This is a genomic window from Amphibacillus sediminis NBRC 103570 (assembly GCF_001552275.1).
In the GTDB taxonomy this organism is placed as follows: domain Bacteria; phylum Bacillota; class Bacilli; order Bacillales; family Amphibacillaceae; genus Amphibacillus_B; species Amphibacillus_B sediminis.
Genome location: NZ_BCQW01000044.1, coordinates 1 through 11,327, shown reverse-complemented (window position 1 = coordinate 11,327; position 11,327 = coordinate 1). Strand labels below are relative to the sequence as shown.

The 11,327-nt window shown below is 33.5% G+C and carries 10 protein-coding genes; all 10 read left to right on the top strand.

What is annotated here, in order from left to right:
- Nucleotides 1-358: 358 nt before the first annotated feature.
- The 10 genes from ASE01S_RS14880 to ASE01S_RS15930 all read left to right on the top strand — a co-directional run bounded on the left by ASE01S_RS14880 (nucleotide 359) and on the right by ASE01S_RS15930 (nucleotide 11,318).
- Complete coding sequence (locus ASE01S_RS14880) at nucleotides 359-1,291, top strand: phage/plasmid replication domain-containing protein (RefSeq protein ID WP_067844210.1); 933 nt, start codon at nucleotides 359-361, stop codon at nucleotides 1,289-1,291.
- 143 nt (nucleotides 1,292-1,434) lie between these two features.
- Entirely contained in the window at nucleotides 1,435-1,686 is a 252-nt protein-coding gene (locus tag ASE01S_RS14875; protein ID WP_067844207.1) for a helix-turn-helix domain-containing protein, read from the top strand.
- A 75-nt stretch (nucleotides 1,687-1,761) separates the two neighbouring features.
- Nucleotides 1,762-2,688: a hypothetical protein gene (locus ASE01S_RS14870; protein WP_067844204.1), complete on the top strand. Its 927-nt coding sequence runs from the start codon at nucleotides 1,762-1,764 to the stop codon at nucleotides 2,686-2,688.
- 130 nt (nucleotides 2,689-2,818) lie between these two features.
- The gene (locus tag ASE01S_RS16365) at nucleotides 2,819-2,947 is read left to right on the top strand and encodes a hypothetical protein (RefSeq protein ID WP_281176915.1); all 129 of its coding nucleotides are present in this window, start codon (nucleotides 2,819-2,821) and stop codon (nucleotides 2,945-2,947) included.
- A 33-nt stretch (nucleotides 2,948-2,980) separates the two neighbouring features.
- The gene (locus ASE01S_RS14865; RefSeq protein WP_245630399.1) at nucleotides 2,981-3,598 is read left to right on the top strand and encodes a recombinase family protein; all 618 of its coding nucleotides are present in this window, start codon (nucleotides 2,981-2,983) and stop codon (nucleotides 3,596-3,598) included.
- Between the two features lie 34 nt (nucleotides 3,599-3,632).
- Entirely contained in the window at nucleotides 3,633-5,564 is a 1,932-nt protein-coding gene (locus ASE01S_RS14860) for a site-specific DNA-methyltransferase (protein WP_067844200.1), read from the top strand.
- Between the two features lie 11 nt (nucleotides 5,565-5,575).
- Entirely contained in the window at nucleotides 5,576-8,623 is a 3,048-nt protein-coding gene (locus ASE01S_RS14855) for a type III restriction-modification system endonuclease (protein ID WP_067844197.1), read from the top strand.
- Nucleotides 8,624-8,811: 188 nt separating this feature from the next.
- Nucleotides 8,812-9,861: a CHAT domain-containing protein gene (locus tag ASE01S_RS14850; protein ID WP_157065244.1), complete on the top strand. Its 1,050-nt coding sequence runs from the start codon at nucleotides 8,812-8,814 to the stop codon at nucleotides 9,859-9,861.
- 142 nt (nucleotides 9,862-10,003) lie between these two features.
- The gene (locus ASE01S_RS15640; RefSeq protein ID WP_083512169.1) at nucleotides 10,004-11,029 is read left to right on the top strand and encodes a DUF5677 domain-containing protein; all 1,026 of its coding nucleotides are present in this window, start codon (nucleotides 10,004-10,006) and stop codon (nucleotides 11,027-11,029) included.
- A 130-nt stretch (nucleotides 11,030-11,159) separates the two neighbouring features.
- Nucleotides 11,160-11,318 (top strand): hypothetical protein, encoded by a 159-nt coding sequence (locus ASE01S_RS15930; protein WP_157065243.1) that lies wholly within the window; start codon nucleotides 11,160-11,162, stop codon nucleotides 11,316-11,318.
- Nucleotides 11,319-11,327 lie beyond the last annotated feature (9 nt).

Sequence of the window (11,327 nt, the reverse complement as noted above, 5' to 3'; positions counted from 1 at the left end):
CCTTAGTGTTTTATATTTGGTGTAGCTGCTTTGTATTTATAACTTTACAAGACTACCAAATCAAAGTCTAAAAAATTAGGTTCTACCCCAGGTTAGTAAAGTTGCCAATTTATGGTTTCCCCTTTGTTTAGCTACATACGACTTTACCATTGAATAATTTGTTTCCTTCTGACATAGCATTCAAAAGTCAATTGCCTATCAGGTGGTTTGATAAATACATTAAATATGGGTGGTTCGGGAAAAAAGTAAACCTTAAAATCTATTAAAAACAAGAGAACAAATAAGAAAAGTGAAGATTTAAGAAGAAAATCGTAGATTTGATGTATTCCCGCAATCAACTGAAAGAAGGAGAATGGAAATGTTACACACAGCAAAGTTTTGTACCGATATTCTTACAAGCGATGAAGTGCTTTTAATTGAAAAGCATATAGGTGTAAACTCTAAACAAATTCAACAAAGAGTAGAAAGGAAATTTAATGGCATAACCTCATGGATCGTTAACCAATACGGGTTTCGACTATTCTTCGTTGTCGACTTTGTTAAGTTGCTTGGAAAAACAGAAATTACTGAACAGGACTATGTAGAGGCTGAAGAAGAGATTGAGAAATTCCTATGGTATCTTTTTCGTGATGAAGCATTTATAGATAGAATAAGTCTGATAAGGATTGATTTCCGTCTTGATATTAGATTACAAGAGGACGAAAGAAAATTACTTTTCTTCCTTTATAGAAAAACAACTTCAAAGTATCGACATCAGCAAAAATATGATCAATACAAAACAACAGTGTATTTTAATTCTAAAAGTGTTCAATGCTGTTGTTACGATAAAGAAGAAGAGGCAAAAGATAAGAGAGGTTTCATTGAAAGCTACGAAGCTGGGATTTTGCGTTTAGAAGTGCGTTTAATGAACCAGCACTTGAAATATAAGAAATATCGCAAAGGTAAGGAAAAATGTCTTAAAGAGTATTTTAAAGACAATCTGTTTAAGCAGTACATGACAGAATACTTTGAAGCAATCCTTTACAAAGGAGACTATTACAAGATCACAAAAGCAAAGTCAATTATCAATGGTAGTTGCCTAAAAACAACCGAAAAGGAAAAGTTGATAAAATTTCTATCTTACGTATCAACTTACGGTATCGACTCTGCAAAGGAGAAATACACAAAATACTACTTCAAGAAGTTCCGCAATCAATTGGAAACCCTCCAAATCAATCCCATTTTGATCCCCAAAAATAAAAAGGAATTTCCTCCATTTATGAAAAACCCTCTCTCGAATTTACACAAATGATTCAAATGGTAGGCCAGCATACGACAAAAAAACTGCATTTTGCTGTTATAAAAGGAGTGCCTAGTTTAATAGCATACTAGGTCAAATGGAGAAGAATAACAGTCTGATTTGGCAAAATAAACAGCTTAATGAGGTGATTCAACATGGAAGAGTGTAAACAATATCCGAAAGCAGTTTCAATAGAATTCGGGAATCTTATCAAACAACGAAGAGAAGAGCTAGGCTACACAATAAAAAAAGTTGCCTCAGCAGTCCATTCAAGCGAAAGTTATATTTCCAGAATCGAGTGTCATAAACGAATGAATCCTAGTGTCTGTATAGTTTATCGTCTTGCAGAGGTATTGGAAATAGACTTTGTATACCTATTGGAAGTTGCCTTTCCCCAAAATAGTTAGATAAAAAATTCAAAGGCTGTCGTATCAAAAATGCAAAGGGGAGCTGGATGCTCTCCTTTTTAGGAGGAATGTCAGATGAGCAAAAAAGGAAGTAAAAAGGAATTTATCTTTAACCTTATCCTGCAAAGAAACCCACAGTTATTGAGCTCCTTTGTTGGAGATGTTGAATTAATCGAGTTAGAACACGACCCTGATAAGAGGATTGATATTTTTGGCAGAGACTTAACTCACAACTCTCCAATTTACATCGAGAGCCAATTAGGATGTTCAGATGAAGATCATTTTGATAAGGTAAGGTATCTAATAGAAACAAATCAAAATGAGAGTGGTATTTTTATCTGGATTGCTTCTAGGTTTAAAGATGATTATTTGGCTGATATTGCGGATTTATTTGAATTACATGCGATAGAGAAACCTATCACAATTCTAGCTCTTTCAATGCAAGATGGTTACTTGAAAACGCTGGGCAATCTTAATCGGCAGAAGGATTTATACATCTGGAAGCAAATTAATCAAAACGATTTTGTGCTTCCAAAATTAAAAGTCGAGAAATTATGGGGTGAGATACCACATGGATTTAAAGATTCTACTGGTACAGCTTCAAATTACTCACTTGAATCTACTTCAACAAAAGAAATCAACTCCTATCTTTTATCTTCTTTAAGAAAAGAAGTTCCGCATCTACTTAATGTCCATCGTTCGAAGAAATTAACTGTAAATCCAATCATCTTTGGTTCAGGGTATTCAGATCTTAGCTTCGTTATCAATCTAGCTGCAAGTGAAACTGCTATTAGATTAGAAAGTGATTGGCAATATCCATTGTTTCAAAGGATGGTAAGGCAATTTATGAATATTGATGGCTTCGAAACTATCATTTTTGAGGATAAAAGGATAGTTTTCCCCATACCCGAATCAGATGACCCAAAGGAAAAGGTAGAAATGGCAGTCAGGCTATTTAAGAAAGTAGTTGATGTTGCTATCCCAACTATATACAGTCTATAAGGAGTTGTTCCCCACATATTAAAGGGGAACCTATTCTTTTTGGACATAATTTCTACCCACCTCACATTATCATTCTATTCCTAACTGCATAGAACAAAGTATGCAAATGAAAAAGGAGGAGGCACACCCAATGCTACCAAATCATCAGGATTTCATGGCTTTCCTACAAGAGTTGCTTGTAGGTTTTTTCTATTATTATCTGTCCTTTTTAAGTACACTCTGTTCAAACAAATTAAAGTATAGTAATATAGGTATATAGAAATGTTCAAATAGACTTGTTCATTACATAGAGGTGAGAAATTTGATTTTTGGGTACGCAAGGGTTAGCTCCAAAAACCAAAATTTATCAAGACAGCTACAAGAGTTGAAAGAATACGGTTGTGATCGAATATATGAAGAGAAACAATCTGGAAAGGATTTTGAACGACCAGTATATAGAGAAATGCGTTCTAAAATGCGATTTGGTGATGTGTTGGTTGTACATGATTTGAGTAGATTTGGAAGAAATAAGCAAGAAATAAAAGATGAATGGGAAGCTCTAATTGGAGAGGAAATTGATATTGTTGTGTTAAATATGCCAATTTTGGATACACGAAAATATAAAGAACTCGAAGGTGTGGGACAGTTAGTATCTGATTTGGTACTTACACTATTATCTTGGATGGTAGAAGAGGAAAGAACACGTATAAGGACTGCCCAAAGAGAAGGAATTGAAATTGCAAAAAAACTAGGTAAATTCAAAGGCGGTAAAAAGAAGTACCATAAGGATGCAACAGGGAAAGATAGAGTTATTTATGATGAAGTGGTTAGATGTTTAAAAGGAAATATGAGTGTAATGGATATACATCGAAAAACAGGGTTATCAAGAAACACAATTTACTCCATAAAACGGGAAATTGAAATTAACTAAGACGACTAAAACAATCTAAAATGGAGGAAAAATAATGATTAAAGAAACGCTTGAGAATAATGGACAAGGTAAACTAAATGATAAAAAAATATCAATTTTGAAGGAAAACTTCCCCAATTGCTTTACAGGGGATACCTTTGATATTGAGAAGTTCAAAAAGGAGATTAACCAAGAGCTGGATTTCTCTTCTGAAGGCTATGAATTGAATTTTCTAGGAAAAAACTATGCTAAATTCATTGCAGATTCTATTGATACAGAAACAGTCTTGGTTCCTAATATAGAACATAATTCTAAGCCAGAGAATCAAAAATCGGAAAACATCTATATAACTGGTGATAATTTGGATGTTCTTAAACATTTAAGAAAATCATACTCGAATAAGATCAAAATGATCTACATAGATCCACCATACAACACAGGTGGAGATGATTTTGTGTATAGAGACAATTTTAAATTTACGAAGGAGAAACTTCAAGAAGTATTAGATATTGAGGAACAAGAAGCCGAGCGTATTATAAACATGACTTCTTCAAATTCTTCTTCACATAGTGCCTGGCTTACATTTATGTATCCTAGATTATATATTGCAAGAGAGCTGTTGAAAGATAGCGGAGTAATCATTATATCAATAGATGATAATGAACAAGCTCAACTAAAAATGCTGTGTGATGACATTTTTGGTGAAGAGAATGAAATAGGTATGTTTATTATCAATTCGTCGCCTAGTGCAATTGATTATGGGCATATAGCAAATATGCATGAATATGCTTTATTTTACTCCAAGTCTAGTTTAGACGCAGAAACCCATGAAATACCGGATAAAGACAAAGAGTTTAAATACACAGATGAGTTGGGAGAATTCAATATATACCCACTATATAACGGAAATGTTGCTTTCAATCCCGAAACACGTCCAAACCTTTATTATCCATTTTATTTGAACCCAAATAAAAAGCTGGACAATGACTTTTATGAAATTTCCTTAGATAAGAAGGAAGGTTGGATTGAAGTTTACCCAGTTGTTTCAAGAAAAGATGGTATTCAGAGAGTTTGGAGATGGGGTAAACAAAAGTCTGAAGAGGGTTTGAATAAAGAAATTGTAGGATATATTACTGATTCTGGTGAATATAGAGTAGTTCAAAAAACAAGACTTACGGGTAAAATGATTCGTTCTTTACATACTGATACTGCTATTTCTAGTAGGAGAGGGACATCAGAGGTTGAAAAGCTCTTTGGGAAAAAAGTTTTTTCTTTCCCAAAGGCTGTAGAATTAATTAGGAGATTTGTAACTGCTGGGGCTAAGGACAACGATATAGTCCTAGACTTCTTTTCAGGATCATCAACTACCGCTCATGCAGTTATGAAGCAAAATGCAGAGGATGGAGGTAATCGGAAATTTATTCTTGTACAATTAGACGAAACTGTAAGTAAAGATTCTGTAGCTGGAAAAGAAGGCTTTAAGACAATCGATGAGATTGGTAGGGAAAGGATAATTCGTGCAGCCAAGCAAATTAAAGAGGAGACACAAGCAGATCTTGATTATGGCTTTAAGCACTTCTATGCGAAAGTATTAGATGAAAATATCATAGATCAAATTGCAGATTTTGATCCGAACCTTTTAGCAACCCAATTAGAAGTTGAATTCGATAAAGAAACAATCCTGACGACTTGGATGAATCGAGATGGTCATGGTCTAACACCTTCAGTCGAGGAAATCAATTTAAGTGGGTATCATGGTTATTCTGTTGATAATTACCTCTATTTATTGGACAAAGGATTGACACAACAACATATTGATACCCTTTTATCCAAAATAGTCGAAGATAAAAAATTTAATCCAACAAGTATAGTTGTTTATGGTTATAACTTCACAGACTTTAACATCCTGACACAACTAGAAACGAATTTAAAACAGTTAAGAAACGAAGAGAAAAATATCGAAGTTTCTCTAATAAAGCGATATTGAGGTGAACAAAGTTGGAATTAATCTTAAAAAGAAATTTAGCACACCAAACAATTCCGATAGAGAGGCTTTGTTCGATTTTCTCAAACGTCGGGATACAAAAACCAATGAAAGGCATTGAAAATCCTATAATTGATATTAAGAGTCCTTATATAAATCAAAATATAAAGAGACTTCAGGAGGATCTCCCTTCTAATATGCAGGGAGTCAGTCAAGGTGAAGTAGATTACCTGAATATTGATATAAAAATGGAAACTGGTACTGGCAAAACTTATGTCTATACAAAGGCAATTTATGAATTAAATAAGTTGTATGGTTTCAAAAAGTTCATTGTTGCGGTTCCTTCTTTGGCTATCAAGGCTGGAACTGCGAACTTTATGAAGATCCAAAGCAATATCAACCACTTCAAAAATGTGTGTGGTTACAAGACAGAAATAAAGTTAAGAACAGTTGAAAGTATTAAAACAAAAAAAGGTTCGAAGAAATATGTGCCAAATAGTATTCGTGACTTTGTAACTTCATCAAATCTTCAAAGGAATACGATAGAAGTGCTATTAGTTAATATGCAGCACTTGAAGGATAGTAAAAACGGGGTTTTGGTTCGTGATGATTACGATTCCCATATAGAAGGCTACTATAGAACGATTGATGCAATTTCTGCCACTAGACCTATTATGATTATTGATGAACCACACCGTTTTAGTCGTGAAAATGCCACATTCAAATTTATTGAGGACAAAGTAAAACCACAACTGATTATACGCTTTGGTGCTACTTTCCCTAGTAAATTTATTGGTAGAGGTAGAAATAAAGTTGAAGTAAAGGATTACAACAATTTAATATTCGACTTAAATATTCATAAAGCATTTGAACAAAATCTTATTAAAGGTGTGGCGAAAGAGCACGTTGAAAGTCCCGATAATGGAGAAGAAGTATTTAAAATCTTAACAATGAAAAAAGGTGAGTTTGTTCGTTTCCAAAAAACAACTTTAAATGAGCAAAATCAACCAGTTAAAACAACAAAAGATTTGAAAATACATGATTCGTTAAGTCTACTTTCCCCGAAACTATCAGGTATTACGATTGACGGTATTATGGCTTCTAAGATTAATTTGAGTAATGGGGAAGAAAAATTTACTGGAGATGTATTTTTTGCGGATGTGTTTGCAACTTCTTATGTCAGGGAGTCCATACGGTTGGCTTTAAAGAGGCATTTTGAAACAGAACGGGAAAATTTCAAACGAAAGTTCAAAATCAAGACTTTGGCCCTATTCTTTATTGATGACATTTATTCATATCGAGATAATGACATAAAAGAGCCTTATTTAAAGACTATCTTTGAAGAAGAATTAAGGAAAAAACTTAGGGAAGAAATTGATAAATGTAATATCTTTGAACTAGACTATCGAAAGTATCTTGAAGAGTCCCTTGTGAATATTAAAGAAACACATGCAGGATATTTCTCCCAAGACAACGTATCGACTGAAGAAGAAATAGAAAAAGAAGTGAATACAATTCTTTTTGATAAAGAAAAGCTCTTGAGTTTAGTAGATGGGAATGGTAAAGCTAATACAACACGCTTCATATTCTCGAAATGGACGTTAAAAGAGGGTTGGGACAACCCGAATATCTTTACAATCGCAAAATTACGTTCTAGCGGAAGTGATAACAGTAAATTGCAAGAAATAGGACGTGGGTTACGACTGCCAGTAGATGAAACTGGAAATCGAATAGAAAATGAAACCTTTACGTTAAATTATATCGTAGACTTTACTGAAAAAGACTTTGTGAAGAAGTTAGAAGAAGAAATTTATGGTGAAACATCCTTTGAACAAAAGGCTCTTACCTTTGAGCAAATTGAGAAAATTGCTACCAATAAAGGGTTAAGTAAAGAAGAAGTCCTTATTGATCTTATGGGTAAAGGTTATATTTCATTTGATAGAGAGATAAAAAAGGACAAGCTACAAGAATTTATCAATGAATACCCTGAAATATTTAATAAACTTGATAAAAACAGGATTCGTGACCGAAATGTTGACAAAAATAAAAAGGTTGCCATTCGCAAGGATAACTACTGGAAGTTAAAGGACCTGTGGGAACAGTTAAACGAAAAATACTATCTACACTTTGACAGAATTGATGATGATGTACTCATTGATACTGTTTCTGATGTAATTACAGAAGACTTGATAAACAAAACGGTTAGAAGAACCAAGAGGGAAACATCAGAAATGGTGCAAGGTGAGTTGATTTTTAATGTGACCCTAGATTCAATAGATGGTTCAGATAATGATACTTTACATTATGGAAGATTTTTAAAAGCTATTGCCGAGAAAACAAATATTTCTATTCCTTTAGTACATGAAGGGATTGTAAGAGCCTCTAAATTGAAAAAAATAGAAAAGGCCTTCTTTACAAGAGATACGGTAAGAAGTTTTTCTATTTACTTTAAGCAGCGGATTTATGATGAGTTGCTTAAAATATATTCGTATAAAAGATTGCCAAATACAACGGTTCATCCTACAGAATTAACTGAAGAAAATGGTAATCCAAGGAATTTTGTAAAGACTTCAGCTTATCTTGGTGTAAATGAAAGAAAGGGAACACCATTGGAAAGCTATTTATATGACACGATTTTATTTGATTCTGAAATTGAAGAAAATAACATAATTGAGAATATCAGCAGCGTTGAGGTATATGGAAAAATACCAAAACGTACCATGCAAATACCTTTTATTGATGGAAGCACATATAGCCCAGACTTTATGTATGTAATCAAGGATAAAGAAGGGAAACCTACAATTAACCTTGTTGTTGAGAGTAAAGGAGTTAAGAAAAAACAAGATCTTAGAGGTACTGAGGATCATAAAATAGAAGCTGCCAATAAACTCTTTGACATGGTAAAAGAATCAGGAATTAACGATGAATATGAAGAACAAAAGGGATTGGGAGGATTAGGTGATACGTTAAATAGAAAAGGAATCAGCGTTACCTATACAAGACAAACAAACAATGAGAAGATACTTGATATTGTTAATCAACTCATTGAAAAAAAGCTATAAAACAAGAGGACTACCCTCAGCAAAAGACAAACTAAGAATAAACAGTAGAAGGCAGTTCCTATCACTAATAGTGGGACTGTCTTTTTAGTGATAATAAACGGAACATACGTTTGTTAAAGTGCGTTGTTACGTGTAGAATATTAAGTATAATAATGGTAATGAAATTGAATATTGGGAGGTCGGACATTTTGTCGCTCATTGATACGTATAGAAGAACAATCAAAAGAAAAAAGGAAGAGTTAAACAGATTAAGGAATTCTAAAGCCACTGAACTAGGAAAAATACCTTCACATAAGAAAAAAATCCTTTTAGCTCAAGCAACTATAGGAAGAACAAAGTCAACTGCTACCATAAATTCCAAGTATAGAGAAATTGGACGTGAAGAAAAGAAACTAGCTGATATTGATAAAAAGGTTGCGGATATTGATAAAAAAATAGCAAGAATTGAGGGGGATATAATAGCTGAAGAAAAGAAGCTGGGTCGAGAAGTTGAACGTGAGCAAAAGAAAAGAGATGTTGCCGAAAAGAAGAGACTAGCAGATAGCGAAAAACGTATGAAGGAGGTTAGTGGAATGTTGAATAGACATAGTGAAATGCACCAAGAGACAAATAGGGTATTGGAAGAATTGAAAAACTTACCAGAGGAAATTACTGTCCTATTTATGGCTTCAAATCCGTTAGATGCACCACAGTTAAGATTGGATGAAGAGGCTAGGGCCATTCAAGAGATGATAAGAAAATCAGAACACAGGGATTCTGTATCATTTAAAACTCGGTGGGCTACTAGAGCTTTGGACGTAATACAAGCAATTAATGAGGAAAATCCCACAATTATTCACTTTAGTGGACATGGATCTGAGGATGATGAAATCGTCTTCCAAGACAATCAAGGAAATGCTAAACTTGTCTCCAAAGAGGCAATAGTGCAAACAATGATGAGTACATCGGATGAAATTAAATTGGTGTTTTTTAATACCTGTTTTTCTTATGGACAAGCACAGGCAGTGGTACAACATGTGGATGCAGCCATTGGGATGACGACAACAATAGGTGATGAAGCTGCCAGGGTCTTTGCTGCTCAGTTTTATTCTGCTATCGGATTTGGACTCTCAGTAAAAAAAGCATTCGAACAAGGAAAAGCTGCTCTAATGCTTGAAGGTATTCCAGAAAAGGATACACCAGAATTGTATGTGAAAGATGGACTTGATCCAAATGAATTAATTATAGTTAGGCCTTAATCTAATTTTTGAAGTGTACTATTTTTTAGGTGAAGAAAAAGATCTGTTGAAACTTGTCAATATAATCATTGGTTCATATTAATTCTCATTTTATTCTTATATTAAATAAAAAGCCAAGAAAATATAACGAGGAGTGAATCAAATGGAAGATAATACTACTCAATTCCTACAAGATACATTTATGGAATTATTAGAAAAACAACTAGAAGAAGCTAAAACACAAGAAGAAGCTAGTGAAATAATAAAGAAATTTAATGAGCTAGATTTATCTAAAGTATTTGAAGATATGTATAGTAGAATGGCAGATGATACAACAAGTTATATGCGAGATACAATGCATGAGCAAGTCATGATGTTTCGAGCTGAAGAACAAGAATTCCTATCCATTCAGGAACAAAAATGGTGTAAAGCATTTGTAGCTTCCGAATCAATGTATATTATGGTATTAGAAGCTGCCGAGTCATATGTTGAGCATGTAAATGAGTTACCACAAGAAGAATTAAAAAATCACTTTTACACTTTTACTGCAATGTTACACATACATGGTCGAGCGTTACAACAGTTTCTTGAAATTATTACATTAATGAAAAATGGATTTGCAGATGGTGCATATGCCAGATGGCGTTCAATGTATGAACTTACGATGATTTCTTCTTTTATTACTTCACATGGTGAACGAGTAGCGGAAGCCTTTATTCAGTCTTCTGAAACAGATGATCGGTATGAATGGGCTAGAGCAAGTGGTGTTTTTTCGAATAGTAAAAAATTTATAACCTTTAATGATTTACAAAATAACTGTGATATTAATTCTAAAATTTGGAGACAACAGTATGATCTGGCTAACAAAATAATTCATGCTTCTCCACAAGGTACATTCGCTCGTTTAAGTAATATAGGAACCAAAAATGTTATCCCTGTTGGAAGAAGTGATTTTGGAATTACTACACCTGCTGAACATTCAGCAATTTCTCTTGCTCAAATTACTACTATGTTTTTTACTATCCATCCATCTGGGGATAGTGTTGTTGCAATGAAGTATATTCATAATTGGATTGATGTTATCAGAGAAATATACTTCAAAACACATGATTCAATTTTCCAAAATGGAGAAAAATTATGGGATGATAATATGATTAGTTACGAAGATGAAATTAGGGAGAGCAGCTAGGACTCAAAAGTAAAATCATATTTTGAAACAATGAATTTATCATGATTTGATGACTTTTTCATAAAAGGATGTGACAAATTATTTGAAAGCAATGTAAGTCTATATAGCGAGTCTTGGAAGGTATAATGAGGTGAGCTTGTTACTGCATCGTTTATTCTATTCATCTTCTATCCAAGATATTAAAGAACGAATTGGATTGAATGGTAATTATGAAGAATATGCAATCTATGACTATGAACTGCTTTTCGAAGTTAATGATCATAAACGAGAGTATGGATTGATGAGTTAAATTTTAGGC

Coding starts and splice junctions, on each gene's coding strand:
- ASE01S_RS15640 (WP_083512169.1), top strand. CDS start 10,004: ATGGAAGATAATACTACTCAATTCCTACAAGATACATTTATGGAATTA.
- ASE01S_RS14880 (WP_067844210.1), top strand. CDS start 359: ATGTTACACACAGCAAAGTTTTGTACCGATATTCTTACAAGCGATGAA.
- ASE01S_RS14860 (WP_067844200.1), top strand. CDS start 3,633: ATGATTAAAGAAACGCTTGAGAATAATGGACAAGGTAAACTAAATGAT.
- ASE01S_RS14875 (WP_067844207.1), top strand. CDS start 1,435: ATGGAAGAGTGTAAACAATATCCGAAAGCAGTTTCAATAGAATTCGGG.
- ASE01S_RS14870 (WP_067844204.1), top strand. CDS start 1,762: ATGAGCAAAAAAGGAAGTAAAAAGGAATTTATCTTTAACCTTATCCTG.
- ASE01S_RS16365 (WP_281176915.1), top strand. CDS start 2,819: ATGCTACCAAATCATCAGGATTTCATGGCTTTCCTACAAGAGTTGCTT.